The sequence below is a fragment of the Mesorhizobium sp. M0894 genome (genome assembly GCF_040319725.1).
Taxonomy (GTDB): Bacteria; Pseudomonadota; Alphaproteobacteria; order Rhizobiales; family Rhizobiaceae; genus Mesorhizobium.
The window spans coordinates 54,252-70,599 of sequence record NZ_JAMYOG010000017.1 but is presented as its reverse complement, the minus strand read 5'-3'; the positions used below and the strand labels follow the sequence as shown (position 1 = coordinate 70,599).

At 61.3% G+C, this 16,348-nt stretch carries 15 protein-coding genes; 8 read left to right on the top strand and 7 right to left on the bottom strand.

Going from position 1 to position 16,348, the window contains the following annotated elements:
• Window positions 1-78: 78 nt before the first annotated feature.
• Complete coding sequence (locus NKH91_RS26000) at window positions 79-792, top strand: FadR/GntR family transcriptional regulator (protein ID WP_352885293.1); 714 nt, start codon at window positions 79-81, stop codon at window positions 790-792.
• A gap of 72 nt (window positions 793-864) precedes the next feature.
• On the opposite strand, the gene NKH91_RS25995 is transcribed toward NKH91_RS26000, so the two are convergent.
• The gene (locus NKH91_RS25995; RefSeq protein ID WP_352885292.1) at window positions 865-1,851 is read right to left on the bottom strand and encodes an aldo/keto reductase; all 987 of its coding nucleotides are present in this window, start codon (window positions 1,849-1,851) and stop codon (window positions 865-867) included.
• A 267-nt stretch (window positions 1,852-2,118) separates the two neighbouring features.
• On the opposite strand from NKH91_RS25995, the gene NKH91_RS25990 reads away from it, so the two are divergent.
• Complete coding sequence (locus tag NKH91_RS25990) at window positions 2,119-3,276, top strand: mandelate racemase/muconate lactonizing enzyme family protein (RefSeq protein WP_352482446.1); 1,158 nt, start codon at window positions 2,119-2,121, stop codon at window positions 3,274-3,276.
• A gap of 83 nt (window positions 3,277-3,359) precedes the next feature.
• On the top strand, window positions 3,360-4,256 hold the full coding sequence (locus tag NKH91_RS25985) for an NAD-dependent epimerase/dehydratase family protein (protein ID WP_352482448.1): 897 nt from the start codon (window positions 3,360-3,362) through the stop codon (window positions 4,254-4,256).
• Between the two features lie 555 nt (window positions 4,257-4,811).
• Here the strand turns inward: NKH91_RS25985 and NKH91_RS25980 are convergent.
• The 3 genes from NKH91_RS25980 to NKH91_RS25970 all read right to left on the bottom strand — a co-directional run bounded on the left by NKH91_RS25980 (window position 4,812) and on the right by NKH91_RS25970 (window position 6,512).
• Window positions 4,812-5,228 carry a VanZ family protein gene (locus NKH91_RS25980; RefSeq protein ID WP_352885291.1) on the bottom strand — a complete coding sequence of 139 codons (417 nt, stop codon included), beginning with the start codon at window positions 5,226-5,228 and terminating at the stop codon, window positions 4,812-4,814.
• Window positions 5,229-5,959: 731 nt separating this feature from the next.
• Complete coding sequence (locus NKH91_RS32430; protein ID WP_502899031.1) at window positions 5,960-6,109, bottom strand: hypothetical protein; 150 nt, start codon at window positions 6,107-6,109, stop codon at window positions 5,960-5,962.
• Window positions 6,110-6,320: 211 nt separating this feature from the next.
• On the bottom strand, window positions 6,321-6,512 hold the full coding sequence (locus tag NKH91_RS25970; RefSeq protein WP_023719459.1) for a DUF3606 domain-containing protein: 192 nt from the start codon (window positions 6,510-6,512) through the stop codon (window positions 6,321-6,323).
• Window positions 6,513-6,936: 424 nt separating this feature from the next.
• Here NKH91_RS25970 and NKH91_RS25965 point away from each other — a divergent pair, with 424 nt between their 5' ends.
• From NKH91_RS25965 to NKH91_RS25955, 3 genes are all read left to right on the top strand, one after another.
• Entirely contained in the window at window positions 6,937-7,236 is a 300-nt protein-coding gene (locus NKH91_RS25965) for a DUF1236 domain-containing protein (protein ID WP_023719460.1), read from the top strand.
• A gap of 133 nt (window positions 7,237-7,369) precedes the next feature.
• Window positions 7,370-7,810, top strand: a complete 441-nt coding sequence (locus tag NKH91_RS25960) for a hypothetical protein (protein ID WP_352885289.1) — start codon at window positions 7,370-7,372, stop codon at window positions 7,808-7,810.
• Window positions 7,811-7,986: 176 nt separating this feature from the next.
• Window positions 7,987-8,331: a hypothetical protein gene (locus tag NKH91_RS25955; RefSeq protein WP_198030499.1), complete on the top strand. Its 345-nt coding sequence runs from the start codon at window positions 7,987-7,989 to the stop codon at window positions 8,329-8,331.
• 54 nt (window positions 8,332-8,385) lie between these two features.
• Here the strand turns inward: NKH91_RS25955 and ggt are convergent, their stop codons facing one another.
• The 3 genes from ggt to NKH91_RS25940 all read right to left on the bottom strand — a co-directional run bounded on the left by ggt (window position 8,386) and on the right by NKH91_RS25940 (window position 14,254).
• Window positions 8,386-10,116 (bottom strand): gamma-glutamyltransferase, encoded by a 1,731-nt coding sequence (gene ggt / locus NKH91_RS25950; protein ID WP_352885288.1) that lies wholly within the window; start codon window positions 10,114-10,116, stop codon window positions 8,386-8,388.
• Between the two features lie 574 nt (window positions 10,117-10,690).
• Window positions 10,691-11,983 (bottom strand): L-rhamnose catabolism isomerase, encoded by a 1,293-nt coding sequence (gene rhaI, locus NKH91_RS25945; protein ID WP_352885287.1) that lies wholly within the window; start codon window positions 11,981-11,983, stop codon window positions 10,691-10,693.
• Window positions 11,984-12,151: 168 nt separating this feature from the next.
• Entirely contained in the window at window positions 12,152-14,254 is a 2,103-nt protein-coding gene (locus NKH91_RS25940) for a bifunctional rhamnulose-1-phosphate aldolase/short-chain dehydrogenase (RefSeq protein ID WP_023719464.1), read from the bottom strand.
• 188 nt (window positions 14,255-14,442) lie between these two features.
• Here NKH91_RS25940 and NKH91_RS25935 point away from each other — a divergent pair, with 188 nt between their 5' ends.
• Window positions 14,443-15,252, top strand: coding sequence for a DeoR/GlpR family DNA-binding transcription regulator (locus tag NKH91_RS25935; protein WP_352493797.1), 810 nt, complete (start codon window positions 14,443-14,445; stop codon window positions 15,250-15,252).
• Between the two features lie 54 nt (window positions 15,253-15,306).
• Window positions 15,307-16,302 carry a rhamnose ABC transporter substrate-binding protein gene (rhaS, locus tag NKH91_RS25930; RefSeq protein ID WP_023719466.1) on the top strand — a complete coding sequence of 332 codons (996 nt, stop codon included), beginning with the start codon at window positions 15,307-15,309 and terminating at the stop codon, window positions 16,300-16,302.
• The last annotated feature ends 46 nt before the right edge of the window (window positions 16,303-16,348 follow it).

Sequence of the window (16,348 nt, the reverse complement as noted above, 5' to 3'; positions counted from 1 at the left end):
GGTTAGTGAGCATTCATGAGATAAGTTGACTGCATATCCAACCATCAGCCTATAAGCTTATCAGACAAGTGGATGTTAATGGTCGATTCCATGGAGGTCAAGCTTCAAACTTTGCCCAAGCAGGTGGCGGGCGTGCTCGCGCGTCGCATCGCCACCGGCGGCGTCGCCGGCAGCCAGGGGCCGTCGGAACAGCAGATCCTTCAGGAGTTCGGGGTTTCGCGCGCGGTCGCGCGGGAAGCGCTCAAGATCCTAGCTTCTCTCGACATGATCGAGATCGCACAGGGACGACGCGTGGTGCTGCGTCCTGCCGAAGAATGGGATTATCTCAGTCCATTGCTGATCGACTGGCTGCCGCCCGAACAGGTCCGCGAACTCCTGGCGGAAGCGCACGCGACGCGAATAATCATCGAACCCGCCATCGCCGCCATCGCGGCCAAACACATGACCAAGGAAAACCTCGAACGTCTCGGCACACTGCTCGCGGCGATGTCCGCCAGCGAGGATAATCCGGACGCCTACCTGAAGCTTGACCTGGATTTCCATATGGAAATTTGCCGCGCTTCCCAGAACAGAATCCTTGACCGCTTCATGTATTCGTCACGGTGGTGGCAAGCGGCGAGCAGACGCATCAGCAACCAGATGCCGCATGCTCTTCCTTCCGCCACGGAAATGCACAGAGCGATCTACGAGGCGCTGGTCGCACGCGACGCGAAACGCGCCGAAGAGGCGATGCGCCGCCACCTGAAGGCAACCACTGCCGTCGCCATGCCCGACAAGGAAATGGCGAGCTAAGCAACGTTCTACAGGCGCGGCCAGCTGTCGTGGCTGACCGCGCCGCCTGCGTGTCGGGAGGACACGACCGAACTAAGCTCTTCTGGCTTCCTGTTCCTGACGCTGCCTTGCGCGATATCCGAACATGTCGCCTTTGTCCTTGATTTCCGCCCAGATGGGGGCGGTGAGTTTGTCGATGGCCGCGACGTCCACGTCGGAAATCTTCCAACCGACACTCTCGACGTTTTCCTCAAGCTCCCTGACCGTCCGCGCGCCGACGAGGGGCGAACTTACACCCGGCCTGCTGGTGAGCCATTGGATCGCAAGCTGCGGCAGCGTCTTGCCGTATTTGGCCGCTATCGGCTTGAGGGCATCGACGGCTCCGACGGCGCGATCGTAGGTGCCCGGTTGGAACAGCACGGTGGTGCGCCGCTCGTCTCCCTCGACGAATTTGGTATCCGGCGAGAGCAAGCCCGTGAGCAGCCCTTGGGCCAGACCGCTGTAAGGCATGACGCCGATATTGTGCTTGCGGCAATAGGGAAGAGTTTGCCCCTCAACCTCGCGCCACAGCATGTTGTAAGGAGGCTGGAGCACGTCGATGACGCCATGCTGGCGGGCGCTGTCCATATCAGCTGTGCTGAAATTCGAGACGCCAACCGCTTTGATCCGCCCTGACGACCGAAGCCTCTCCATCATCGTCATGGTAGGGCCGATGGGAAAATCCGAATTCGGCCAGTGGACAAAATAGACGTCGACATAGTCCGTCTGCATCCGCTTCAGCGAGCCATCAAGCGCCGCCTCTATCGCTGCAGGTTCGAGATGGTTGGGCGCAACCTTGGTCGCGATGATCGCCTTGTCCCGGCGGCCGGCCAGCGCCTTGCCGACGACCTCCTCGGCATGGCCATGTCCATAGGCTTCGGCTGTGTCGATCAGCGTAATGCCAAGCTCCAGGGCGCGGCGAATCACCCGGATCGATTCCTCGTCATCGGCCGCGCCCCAAAACGCGCCGGACATACCCCAAGTCCCCAGGCCGATCTCCGACACCTTGACCGGCGACGATCCTAGCTGTCGCTGTTGCATTCTGTTCCTCCGGTTTGCGGCATGCATGGCTGTGCTTGTCGCCTTGCTGCCGCTCATTTATACGCTTATATGCTCGTCTAACAAGTAGGTTTTAGCCTGGCTGAATTCCCGGCAATCTACGGTTCCAGCGCTTTCAAAGCGCATTTCTGCGTAATCGCTCAAAGGGGGTTTACGCCACATCTTCTCATCTTGTATGCTCATCTGACAAGTTCAATTTGCCTGTACGGTACGTTTGAAGCGCGGCGCCATCATTGGAGGATGGGTTCGATGAAGATCGTGGACATCAAGACGGCGGTCGTCGCCTATCATGGCAAGGCGACTCTGATCCGTATCGACACGGACGCCGGCATCTCCGGTTACGGCGAGGCGAACCCCGATGCGGGCGCGGCCGCGATCGTCGGCCTAATTTCGGAGCTCAAGTCGGAGCTCATCGGTCAGGATCCACGCAACGTCGAATATTGCTGGGACAAGATCCGCCGCGACCATGTGTTCTCCGGCGCCCAGGCCGGCGTCTTTCTCATTGCCCTGACCGGGCTCGAGATGGCGCTGTGGGATGTAGCGGCGAAGGCTGCTGGCCAGCCGCTCTATCGCATGTTCGGCGGCAAGTTCCGCGACCGGATCAGGCTCTATGCCGATTGCGGCGACGGCGATGAAGAAACCGGTTCGCCGGAAGGATGCGCGGCGCGCGCGCGCCGCATGGTGGACGAGGGCTTTACGGCGCTAAAATTCGACATCGACAATTTGCGCCATCCGGCAAAGTTCGACGCGGCAAACCACACCATCAACGGCGCGGAGCTGCGCTTCATGGTGGAACGCGTGGCCGCGGTGCGCGAGGCGATCGGCCCTGACATCGATCTCTGTATCGACCTGCACGCGCGCTACGACGTGCTCAGCGCCAGCCGCATTGCAGGGGAGATGGAGCGGTTCAACCTTCTGTGGCTGGAAGAACCTATTCCGGCAGAAAATGTTGAGGCACTGAAGCAGATCCGCATGCGGACCAAGACCCCGATCTGTGTCGGCGAGAATCTCTACCTGCGCTGGGGTTTTCGTGAGTTGTTCCAGAATTATGGCGCCGACGTCATCATGCCCGACGTGCCGAAATGCGGCGGCCTCGCGGAAAGCCGCAAGATCGCGAATCTCGCCGAGATGTATTATGTGCCGTTCGCGCCGCATCTCGTGTCGACGCCGCTCGGCACAATGGCGACGTGCCATGTCTGCGCGAGCGTTCCGAACTTCCTGGTGCTGGAGTGGCATGCCCTGGAAGAACGGGAAGTGTGGGACAGTTATGTGCGCCTGCCAGACGGCGCCAGGTCGATCGTTGAAGACGGCCACATCGTGGTGCCCGACGTGCCCGGCATCGGCGTCGATCTCGACATGGATGGCGTCCACAAATACGCCGTGCCCGGCTACGGCATCTTTGAATAGCGCGCGACTGAATAGCTCTTGACCGGGCGGAAATGCCTTTTGGCCAGATTTCCGCTCGCCGATAGAAGTCCGTTGGAGGAATCATGGGCAAGCGGATCATTTTCACCGGTGGCAGCGGCAAGATCGGCCGTCACGTCATACCTTACCTGCTCAAGCGTGGGCATCAGGTCCTGAACCTCGACCTGACGCCACTTGATGTGCCAGGCGTCGACACCATCATCACCAACCTTGCCGATGCCGGCGAGACCTACAATGCACTGACGCTGCATTTCGGTTTCGGCGAATATTTTGGCGGGAAAGGCCGTGGCCCAGTCGACGCCATGGTCCATTTCGCGGCCATCCCGAGAATATTCCTGCGACCGGACAACGCCATGTTCGCCGCCAATGTGCTGTCGACCTACAATGTAATCGAGGCCGCCACCAAGCTCGGCATCCGCAAGATCATCACCGCGTCCAGCGAGACGGTCTATGGCGTGTGTTTTGCCGAAGGCGAACGCGATTTCACATCGTTTCCGGTGGAAGAGGACTACGATACCGACCCGACCGACAGCTACGGTCTTTCCAAGGTCTTGGGCGAGAAGATCGCACGCTCCTTCGCTTCCCGCACCGGATACGACATTTACGCGCTCCGAATAGGTGGCGTTGTCGAGCCGCAAGACTATGCCCGCTTTCCGGAGTTTTTGGCGGACGCTTCAAAACGGCGGCGCGATGGCTGGACCTATATGGACGCGCGCGATCTGGGCCAGATCGTGCATCTTTGCATCGAGAAGGACGGTTTGGGGTTCCAAATCTTCAATGCCGTCAACGACAATATCGTTGCCGATGCGCCAACGGCAGAGTTTCTCAAGAAGCATGCACCAGGCACGCCGATTACACGCTCGATAGAGCAATTTGAGGGGCCAATCTCAAATCGCAAGCTGCGTGAGCTTCTAGGGTTCCAGCAAGAGCATGATTGGCGAGCTCAGCCTCGGGATTCATGATCGGGGCCGGCCCGGCTCCTACCACTGAGCAAGCTTCGATTGGCGCCCGGTCCGTGACGGCCCATGCCGAGATCTCCCCGCTTGGCCGTCGGCGAATCTTCGGCAGCGTTTACGGCTGCTCGGTCGGCCGGATGACGATCTCGTGCCGAGCGGATTGTCGATGATCTGCAAGAATTATCTGGCGTGAAACCATGGGGCCAGCGAAGGCTTGGCGACTTCCGGCAAAAAGGCCCGCCGCTCCATTTGCGAAGCGGCGAGGCCCCATATTCGGGGACGATCGCCGGAGTGTTCCCCGGCATTGCTTACAGCGCAATTCAGGTGCCAGAATTATTGACCCAAAACGGGTCACCGCATCGGAGGCGAGAAGGCGGACCTTCCGCGATCACGCTACTGCCGCGCTTTGCCATTGCTGCTACATTACTTTGCGGCGGACCTGATTTTTCCGCCTGGCCGGCGTCCGTCAGGCAACTTACCCCAACGCGCCCCCCCAAGTGACGCCGGCCATTTTCCCCATATTGCAGCACGGGCGCGCCGATTCCGTTATGCGCTTTCGAGCTATGGCAATCCGCCGGCGAGCCGCTTTGTCCAGCCTGCAATTGTCAGCCCGAAGGCCATTCCGGCGCAGTCGGCCACCCAGTCGAATAGATCCGGGTGGCGCCCTATCAGCTGCACGGCCTGAAGGCCCTCGATCGCCGCGCCCGTGAGCACGAGGAGGACGATCAGCTTCGCCTTGTGTTCCGGCCAGCCGAGACTTCCGAGAGCCGCCAGCACGACGAAGGCGGCGGCGTGATTGAGCTTGTCGTGACCAAACGTGAAAGCCAGGCCAAGACCCTGCAGGAGCTGCTCCGGCAAAAGGGCAAACAGCAGAACGCCGGCAAACGCGGCGGGGAAAGCAATCCTTGCCACGATCTGATAAGAATCCAGGCGCAACAAGGGTGAAATGGCCTTTCGTCCGAAATCTGCAGGGAACACCGCTGGCCGCTGAATCGAGAGCGAACGCGGCGTCCAATTTCCGCCGTCCGGGCGTCCGGTGCATCGTCAGAATGAATGAATGCTTCGGGTCAGCCGCTGCACAGGCCGGGCTCGTGGCAAGTGGTCTGCAATGGTGTGGCTTCCGCGATCACGCAATTACCCGCCGCGCCAACGCAGCTACTATCTGGCTGCGGCGGACCTGATTTCCGCTTGGCCGGCGCTGCATCAGGCACCTTACCCCACGCCTCACGAAGCAGCGCCGGCCATCTCTCCCAGCTAAAGCGCGTCGCGTTCGACCGGCCTCATGCGACGCGCTTAAGGTTCTTGTCTTGATGCATGTCGTTATCGCAAAACCGCTTCACACTTTTGCACGACATGCATTGGATTTCCACCGGTTGCGCGATGACCCGGCCCGCATCAAAAAGCCCGCCGCCCTGTCGGACGACGGGCTCCGTTGCCTGGGCGCCAGGGCGCCGCGGTAGCGACTTCTGCTACTTATGCTCCCGCAGGTTTCCAATATGCTGCCACCGCATGGCGTTGCGCATCGGCTAAACAAACGAAGCCCGCGCCTCTGGCGGAGGGCGCGGGCCGACCGGGTTGCACCCCGATCTGCAGCAGAAACCCGGGAGGTTCCCGCTGCTTAAGATAACAATTAGAGACTTCTAATGTTCCCTTGGGGAAGATGCCGGCTGCTCCAGAATCTCATGGTCGGCACGACAACGATCGGGCCGTCAACTCATGCGCATGTTGATCTGGAAAATCCGTTCGTCGAAATGCCGCGTTTCGACGGCAAAGGTCAAAGCCACTTCAAGCACCAGACCGTCATGGTCGTTCCGGACCTTGACTGTGATCCTACGGTGAGGAAGGCCATCCCTGGCCATCTCGCCCAATGTGCGAAGGGCTTCTTTCCTGACCAGCGGGAAATCGTCACATAATCGTCGGAATAGACGATTCCGTCTTCATCGGAATCGAAGAAATAAAGGGGCATTGGCTTGGCCGAAGCAGCGGCATCCGGGCACGTTGTCGATAGCTGACCGGAATTCTCGGCAGATCGTGATCAGTGCCTTTCCAACCGCCGGCTCCGCCGCCGTCTCACTTGCGCTCGCGCAATGCTTTCACCGCTTGCGAGAGGATCATCCGGTCGCCACCGGTCCTTTTGATCAGCTTGCTCACCTGGCTGGGCGAGACACCATTTTCCCGCGCGAAATATTCGACTTCATAATACTCATCCGCCGACACGCGGTTGCGGTCGCTGAAGTCTCGCTTGCTCTTGTCATCGGCCATTTCTCTTCTCCTCGTCTCTTCTCCTCGCCTCAGGGTCAACTTTGGTCAGAAGCACGCTGCAATTGAGGGTTCGCCCGCCACAAAAGTGACGCGCGAACCCTATCGGCGCAGGAAGGGACAGGGCTGCGCAGATGCCGGGTTCGATCGGAATGGAAACAGCCAAGATCGGTGCGAGCAACCGTCGACATTTTCCAAAGAATCCTCCCGGAACGTGCAGCCAGCAACGAGTTTGAGCGGCGGCGGTTCCGGGCTTCGCGACAAACCTACCCTTTGCCCGCGAGGATCAGACTTAGGTCCTGCGGCAACACGTCGATTGGTCCCCGCCGGGTGGGACCGAAGCCCCGTCGACGGAACGTTTTCAGCTGGCTTCCGTTCGAATGAGCCTTGGCGCGAAGAGCGGACCGAGTTCGCAAAGGAGACGACCATGAGAATGCATCTTTCCACCGCGGCGGCGGGACTTTTGCTGCTGGCAGGCGTCGGCGCCGCTGCGGCGCAAGACGTTGTCATCGAACCGCAGCAGGAAACCGTCATCAGGGAGTATGTGAAAAAGCAGCCGCTGGCCTCGGTGAAAATCCCTGGGGTGGAGCTCAACATCGGCTCGACGCTCCCCGACACCGTCGAGCTTCATGAGGTCCCGAACGTCAAATATCGTTATGTCGTCATTGACAACCGCACCGTTGTCGTCGACCCAGGCACGCGCAAGGTCATCAAGGTCATCGAGTGACGTGAAAACTCGGGCAGCCGTCGCCCGTCGCTCGGAAATGAGCGGCGGGTGACGTTTGCGTCAGGCGGTTCCTCGGCGCTCAGCTGGGACCCGCCTTACCGTCGAGGGCCGGGGGGCCTCACAGGCAGTTTCAATGCGAACAATCAGCAGACTTTTCGATTCCCATGACCAGGCGGCCCGTGCCGTCGAAACGCTTCAGGCAGCAGGAATTGCTCGCCAGGAGATCAGCGTCATCGGACCCTACGATGATGAAATCGGCGCCGTCTTGCGCGATCCAGGTACGGGTGCCGTCCTTGGCGCGGCAGCCGGTTTGTTGGCCGGCCTCGGCGCCTTTGATATGCCCGGCATCGATCCCCTCGGCGCGGGATGGCTGGCATCGGCCCTCGTCGGTGCAGTCTTGGGCGGCGTTGCCGGCGCGACATTGTCCCGTATCGGCAAGCAGCCGGGCCAGCCGGATGCCGCACAAGGTGTGATCCTGGTGCTGGCGCATGTCGATGAAAGACAGGCCGACACCGCACAGGCGGTGCTTGGAGCTTCCGTTCAGGCGACGCGGTCTTTGGCCAGGGCGGCTTGAAGATTAAGCTCGGGCAAAGCACTTTGATCAGACCGAGCAGCAGGGCGATCAAAGCACGCACCCAAAAATCTCTGGCAAGCCGCCGCCAGAAAGTGTTGAACACCGTGCCGATCACATTCGGCGAGCGGTTGCGCTCGGCGAGGCTTGATGATTTGCTGTCGGTTTGCGGAGAACGAATGATGCATGAGCCTGTCGGTCAAGACGAATATGGGTCGACCAGCCCGTTCGATCCGGACGATCTGTCGAGGTTGAACGCGATCGGCCCGAGCGCCGGCAGCAACGATTTCGAAAAATACGCGGTAGCCGTGATCATCGTATTCGGCGCCCTGATCATCGGCGGCCTGATGGCCGCCGGCTTGAGCTTCGGGCGCCGCAGCACCTTCTTTTTCGCGCTTGGCGGCGCCACCGCGGCATGGATATCCGGCAACGCGCTCCTGCTCGATCGGCCGCGCATCTACGCCCTGTTCGTCGGCGTCGCGGCGTTGATGCTGATTGCGTCGACCATCGCGCTGGTCACCTGAAGCAAGGCGAATCTTCCTTATCCGAAAACCGGTTCCGCCTTTTGAGACCATGGTCTAATACCCGATAGCCTCGCCGGATGCGGCGCGGCTGTCGATGGCACCGTTGTAGCGGGCGCCGCCGCCCTTCTCGATTTCCGCCAGACTCTTGCCGCCGACCAGGATGCCGGCCGCCTGGCCCCAATTCGCCTCGGCGAGATCGAGGCGGTAGCCCATGCCGGTAAGCAGCTTTTCGGTATCCGGCGACAGGCCGAAGGGTTCGATATAGACCGTGTCGGGTAACCATTGGTGGTGGATGCGCGGAGCGTCGATCGCTTCCTGGATGTTCATGCCGTGATCGATGACGTTGACGATCGCCTCCAGCGTGATGGTGATGATGCGTGAACCGCCAGGGCTGCCGATGACCATGAACGGCTTGCCGTCTTTGGCGAGGATGGTCGGGCTCATCGACGACAGCGGCGTCTTTTTCGGCGCGATCGCATTCGCCTCGCCCTGGACGAGGCCGTAGAGATTGGGCACGCCGGGTTTCTGGGTGAAGTCGTCCATCTCGTTGTTGAGCAGGATGCCGGTGCCGTCGGCGACGACGCCGGCGCCGAAAGAGCCGTTCAGCGTGTAGGTTACCGCGACGGCGTTGCCGTCATTGTCGATGATCGAATAATGCGTCGTCTCGTTGCTCTCGCCAAAGCCCTTCGGCATCAATTCCTGCGACACGCCGGCCCGGAACGGATCGATCTTTTCGCGGATTTCCCTGGCGTAATTCTTGTCGAGCAGTTTTGCGACCGGATCGTCGACGAAGCCGGGATCGCCGAGCGCCGAATTCCGGTCGACATAGGCGTGGCGCATCGCCTCGACCATGACGTGAACCGTCTCGGCCGAACCAGCGCCGAGATAGGACAGCGGGTAGAACTCAAGCACGTTGAGGATCTCGCAGATGATGACGCCGCCGGAGCTCGGCGGCGGCGAGGACGTGATCTCGTAGCCGCGATAATTGCAGGTCGCCGGCTTGAGCTCGCGCACCGCGTAGTTTTCGAAATCCGCCTTGGCCAGAATGCCGCCCTTCTCGCCGCTCGCCTTGACGATGGCGTCGGCGATCGCGCCTTTGTAGAAGGCATCCGCACCGCGTTCGGAAATGGCGGCAAGCGAAGCCGCGAGATCGGGCTGAACGAGGCGCTCGCCGACGGTGTAAGGCTTGCCGTCCGGCTTGAGGAAAACGGCCGCCGCCGCCGGGTCCCTCGCCAACCGCTCCGCGCCGCCCTGGAGCGAGGCCGCATCGCCCTGCTCCAGTACGAAGCCTTCCCTGGCAAAGCGGATGGCCGGCGCCAGCAAGTCCTGCCGCGTCAGCGTGCCGTATTTCTCCCGCGCCATCTCGAAGCCGGCGACCGAACCCGGCACGCCGACGGCCAGATAGCCGTCGAGACTGGCGCCCTTTACCGGCTTGCCGTCCTTGTCGAGATACATGGTTTTGGTTGCGGCGAGCGGCGCGCGCTCGCGGAAATCGAGGAAGGTCGAGCGGCCGTCCTTGAAGCGGATGGTCATGAAGCCGCCACCGCCGATATTGCCGGCGGTCGGATAGACCACGGCCAGCGCATAGCCGACGGCGACCGCGGCATCGACGGCATTGCCGCCCTTCTTCAGCACCTCGACGCCGACTTCAGACGCAAGATGCTGGGCGGTCACCACCATGCCGTGCTCGCCCTTCGCCGGCTGCGGCGAAGCGGCGAAGGCGAGGAACGGCACGAAGGTCAGGGTGAGGGAAAGGCTGACGGCGATTAGGGTTCGGCGGTGCATGGCCGTTCTCCGTGGCTTGGGGTGAGCCTAGGAAACGCGCTTTGGGGAGATCGAGTCTACTGCGAAGATCGAAAGAATCGGGAGGGTTCGCACGCCTGTGCCGGTTCGCCTCGCAACCGCCGTTGCAATCTTCGGCGACTGCTACGGCATGGATCCTAGGGTCTCCGCTACGTCGCTGCGCTCCTGCTCCGCCCTAGGATGACGAAGGGAGGGAGGGATCGGCTAATCCCGAAAGTTTGCGATTTGCCAGCAGCCGCCAGCCTGCAACGTTTGCCATTGCCATCAGCCGGCCAATCCCCAACATCTGCGATTAGCTGTAGGCGCTCACGCCTTCGTCATCCTAGGGCGGAGCAGGAGCGAAGCGACGTCGCGGAGACCCTAGGATCCATGCCGTTACTTCTGAGCGCCGCAGCGTTGGAAACAAGGCCACGCTTCATCGCGGCTCCCAGAATTTTCACGTTACAGCAATTTTGTTCTTGCTTTGTGCCGGCAGCTATGCTACTGATCTGGCTGTGGTGCTAATTGGCTCCAACGACCCGCCCTTCGTGGCGGGTTTTTCATTTCGCAGCCACCTTCAAACAATCCCACCGCCGACGCTCGCGACCGCCGGCCGTTCCGCTGCGACTTTCGGCCGATACCCGGCTGCGCGGTAGGCGGCGACCGGATCGATGGCGCCGCCGGTCTTTAGTCGTGCCATGGCGAGGATCGGCTCGACATCGGTGCGATAGGCTATCTTCAGCGTCTGCGTTGCCATCAGCGCATCATTGGCGTCCTGGAAGCCTTCGAGCGCCTTGCGATCGACCAGCAGCGCCTGGGCATAGGCGCGCTGCACTTCAACCGCCGACAGCATCAGGCTTTCGATCGGATCGGTGACGTTGTGGCTCTGGTCGAGCATGTGGGCCGGATCGAACCCTTCGGCACCGGAAAGCTCGGCATCGACCAGTTCGTTGAAGACCAGGAACAGCCGGTAGGGATCGATCGAGCCGGCGTCGAGGTCGTCGTCGCCATATTTCGAATCGTTGAAATGGAAGCCGCCGAGCTTCTTGAACTGGATCAGCCGCGACACGATCATCTCGATGTTGACGTTGGGGGCGTGATGGCCGAGGTCGACCAGGCAGAACGCCTTGTCGCCAAGCTCTTTGGCGATGATGTAGTTGGTGCCCCAATCCTGCACGACGGTCGAATAAAAGGCCGGCTCGTACATCTTGTGCTCGGTGAACAGCTTCCAGTCGTCCGGCAGTCCGGCATAAATCTCCTTCATCGCGTCGAGATAACGCTCGAACGCCTTGGCGAAATTAACCTGGCCGGGAAAATTCGAGCCGTCGCCGATCCACACCGTCAGCGCTTTCGAGCCCAGCGTCCTGCCGATCTCGATGCATTCGAGATTATGCTCGACCGCCTGCCGGCGTGTTGCGGCATCGGCATGCGACAACGAGCCGAACTTATACGAAAGTTTTTGGTCCCTGGCGTCGGAGAAGGTATTGGAGTTGATGGCGTCGAAGCCGAGGCCGAAGCGGGATGCCGCCTGCTTCAGCCGGTTCGGATCGGCCTTGTCCCACGGAATATGCAGCGAGACGGTCGGCGTCGCCTGCGTCAGCTGGCGGATGACGGCGCAGTCCTCGATCTTGTCGAAAATGTCGCGCGGCTCGCCAGCGCCGGGAAAGCGGGCAAAGCGGGTGCCGCCGGTGCCGACGCCCCAGGACGGGATGGCGACGGCGAATTTCTCGACCTTGTCGCGGATGGCATCGATGGCGATGCCGCGGCGGTCGAGGCGCTCGCCGAGGGACTCGTAGTCGCGCTTGAGGTCGGCATTGCGCGCGGCATTGTGCCTGTCGACGAGGTCGGCGGAGATGATGGTTTCGGACATGGTGGTTTCCTCCCAATTTGCGTTGGTCGCGCTGCCCCTCATCCGCCTGCCGGCACCTTCTCCCCGTATAGAGACGGAGAGAAGGGAAGCGCTCCGGCATTGGCGACCCCCTCTCCCCGTCCTTACGGGGAGAGGGTAAGGGTGAGGGGCAGCGCCGCCTTCAAACTATTATCGCGTAAAACTCTGCGCGTTGCCGGCGTCGACATTGATGATGTTGCCGGTCGATTTTGCCGACATGTCGGAGGCGAAGAAATAGATCGCTTCGGCGATGTCTTCGGGGAACACCGACCGCTTCAGCATCGAGCGCGAGCGGTAATGCTCTTCGAGATCGTCGGTCGACATCTTGTAAGCGGCGGCGCGCTGTTCCTTCCATTCGCCGGTCCAGATCTTCGAGCCGCGCAGCACGGCGTCGGGATTGACGACATTGACCCTGATCTGGGCTTCCGCGCCTTCCAGCGCCAGGCAGCGCGCCAGATGGATCTCGGCAGCCTTGGCCGTGCAGTAGGCGGCGGCGTTTGGCGATGCGGCAAGGCCGTTCTTAGAGGCGACGAAGACGACGTTGCCGCCGATCTTTTGCGTCCGAAACAGCCGGAACGCCTCCCGCGAAACCAGGAAATATCCCGTCGACAAGATGTCCATGTTCTTGTTCCACAGCGCCAGTGTGGTGTCCTCGATCGGCGCCGAGGAGGCCAGGCCAGCGTTGGACACCAGGATGTCGATGCCGCCGAACTCGACCGCTGTCTCGGCAAAGCCGGAGATCACCTGATCCTCGGACGTGACGTTGATGACGACGGGCCGCACGAAATCCTTGCCGTAGGCCTTGGCAAGCTCGTCATTGGCGCTGGCAAGGGCTGCCTCGTCGATATCGGCCAGCACGACGCAGGCGCCTTCGCGCAGCAGCCGGTTGGCGGTGGCGCGGCCAATGCCGCCGGCGCCGCCGGTGACCAGCGCGATTTGGCCGGCAAGAGCTTTCGGTTTCGGCAGGCGCTGCAGCTTTGCCTCTTCGAGCAGCCAGTATTCGATATCGAAGGCTTCCTGGTCGGGCAGCCCGACATAGGTCGACACCGTCGAGGCGCCGCGCATGACGTTGATGGCGTTGACGTAGAATTCGCCCGATATACGCGCCGTCGCCTTGTCGCCAGCGAAGGTGAACATGCCGACACCGGGCATCAGATAGACCACGGCGTTCGGATCGCGCACCGGTGGCGAATCCGCGTGCTTGCAGCGGTCATAATAGGCCTGATAGCCGACGCGATACTCCGCCACATCGTCGACAAGACGGGCAATGACGGCATCGACATCGGGATTCCTGGGATCGAACTCGATGACCAGCGGCCGGATCTTGGTGCGCAGGAAGTGGTCCGGGCAGGATGTGCCGAGTGCCGCCAGCGGCCGCAAATCCCTGGAATTGACGAATTCGAGCACCGCAGGAGAATCGTCGAAATGGCCGAGCTTGTGGCTTTTCTCCGAGATCAGGCCGCGGATCCTCGGCATCAGTTTTGCAGCCACAGCGCGACGCGCCGGTGCATCGAGCGATTTGACGATTTCGCCGCCGAAGATCGGCTTGCCCTGGCTCTTGCGCTCGAACCAGTCGATCGCCTGGTTGATCACCGAAATCGTCGTCTCGTAGCATTCCTTCGGCGTGTCGCCCCAGCTGAACAGGCCATGGCTTGCCAGCACGACACCCTTGGCCTCGGGGTTCTCGAGGCAGAATTTCTCCAGCCACAGGCCGAGTTCGAAGCCCGGGCGCTTCCATGGCAGCCAGCCGATCGTGTCGCCGAAGATCTCCTTGGTCAGCGCCTGCGAATCCTTGGCGGCGGCAATGGCGATGATGGCGTCGGGGTGCATGTGGTCGACATAAGGCTTCGGCACGAAGGCATGCAGCGGTGTGTCGATCGAGGCCGCGCGCGGGTTGAGGTTGAAGGTGCAGTGGGGCAAATAGCCGACCATCTCGTCTTCATGTTCGAGGCCGCGATAGAGACCTTTCAGCGCGCGCAATTTGTCCATGTAGAGCGTGGCGAAGCCGTCGAGTTTGATCGAGGCGCTGTCGCCGCCCGAGCCCTTGACCCACAGCACTTCCACGCTCTGCCCAGTGAGCGGATCGTTTTGCCAGATCTTGGAGGAGGTGTTGCCGCCGCCATAATTGGTGACGCGCTTGTCGGAGCCAAGAACATTCGAGCGATAGACCAGACGTTCGGGCTCGCTCATCGCTTGCGCTTTTGCGTCATCCCAAAGATTGGCGAGGCGCGTGCCGGAGCGCTTGTCGAGCATAGGTAATCCTCCCTTTGGGACACGCAAACGGCGCGGGTCCCTTTTGTCCGAATTTCTACGCAAGCGGCCGTCTTGTCAATCACAAACGATCAATATCAATCATATTGCACTGCACAATGAAATTATCTGATCGGAAATGATTGACACTGCGCGCTTGGGGTGCCTAGATGCTCAAGCAGGGAGGAACCATGCACGAGAAAGAGCGCCACAGGATCATTCTGTCCGCCGTCCAGGAAAAGCCTGTGGTGACGGTGCAGGAGATGGTCGACCTGACGGAGTCGTCGGAGGCGACGATCCGGCGCGACATCGCGGCATTGCATGTGCAAAAGCGCCTGCGCCGGGTGCGCGGCGGCGCCGAGGCGCTCTCGCCTCCGCAGTTCATCGGCCTTGCCGGCCGGCCGTTTTCCGTCAACGAGACGATCAACGCTTCGCAGAAGCGGGCGATCGCACGAGAGGCCGTGGAACTCTGCAAGGACGGCGAGCCGATCATCATCAATGGCGGCACCACCACGTTCCAGATGGTGCATTTCCTGAGCGGCCGCCGCATGCCGATCTTCACCAATTCCTTTCCGATCGCCGAGCACCTGCTCAGGCATTCCAAGAACACGGTGATGCTGTCGGGCGGCACCATCTACCGCGAGCAGAACATCATCCTGTCGCCCTTCGACAATGACGTGACGCGCAATTTCTACGCGCGCCGCATGTTCATGGGCGCGCAGGGACTGGGGCCGCTGGGTCTTATGGAAGGCGACCCGCTGCTGATCCAGGCCGAGCAGAAGCTTATCGACCAGGCGGACGAATTGGTGGTGCTGGTCGACTCCTCGAAATTCCGCAAGCGCTCGAGCCTGATCCTGTGCGGCCTGTCGCGCATCGCCACGGTGATCACCGACGACGGCATCGAGGATCGCGAAGCCAAGATGCTGGAGACCGCCGGCGTGACGCTGATCGTCGCCCGCACAACGGCAAGCAACAAGGAAGAATCTTCGCTGCAGGCCTGAGAAAACTCACGCCCGCAGCGGCGATGGAATGCAACGCTCAAGGGAGGATATTCGATGAGCTTTCTGAAGAAACTGATGGTTACGGCGGCGTTTTCCGCCGCCATGTTCGTGAATGCCGCCTATGCCGAAAACGTCAAGATCGCGCTGGTGGTGAAGTCGCTCGGCAACGGCTTCTTCGACGCCGCCAACAAGGGCGCCGAAGAGGCGGCCAAGGAACTCGGCGACGTCGAGATCATCTACACCGGCCCGACCAAGGCGACCGCCGAAGCGCAGATCGAAGTGGTCAATTCGCTGATCGCCCAGAAGGTCAACGCCATCGCCATTTCGGCCAATGACGCCGACGCGCTGGTTCCGGCGCTGAAGAAGGCGATGGAACGCGGCATCACCGTCATCTCGTGGGATTCAGGCGTCGCGCCGGAAGGCCGCCAGCTTCACCTCAACCCTTCCGACACCAACCTGATCGGCGAGACCATCATCAAGCTTGCCGCCGACTACCTGCCGGAAGGCGGCGATGTCGCCATCCTGTCGGCTTCGTCCACCGCGACCAACCAGAACGCCTGGATCGACGCGGCCAAGAAGGTGCTGCCGGAGAAGTTCCCCAAGATCAAGCTCGTCGCCACCGTCTATGGCGACGACGACTCGGCCAAGAGCACGGACGAGGCCAAGGGCTTGCTGAAGTCCTACCCGAACCTCAAGGCGATCATCGCACCGACCACGGTCGGCGTCGTTGCCGCCGCGCAGGTGGTGACCGATGAAGGCCTGATCGGCAAGGTCAACGTCACCGGCCTGGCGCTGCCATCGGAGTTCAAGAAGTTCATCGACAATGGCGCCAGCCAAGCGGTTGCGCTGTGGAACCCGATCGACCTCGGCTATTCGGCCGTCTACCTCGCCCACGACCTGGCGGTGAAGAAGGAAGAGGCGAAGCCCGGTGCTACGCTGTCGATCGGCCGCGTCGGCAAGGTCACGCTCGACGACACCAACTCGGCTGCGATGGCTCCGCCCTTCCAGTTCGACAAGTCGAACATCGAAAAGTTCTCCAAGATCTATTGATCCTGGAGCCTTCGAACTGGTGCGGCGGGACCTTGGCCCCGCCGCG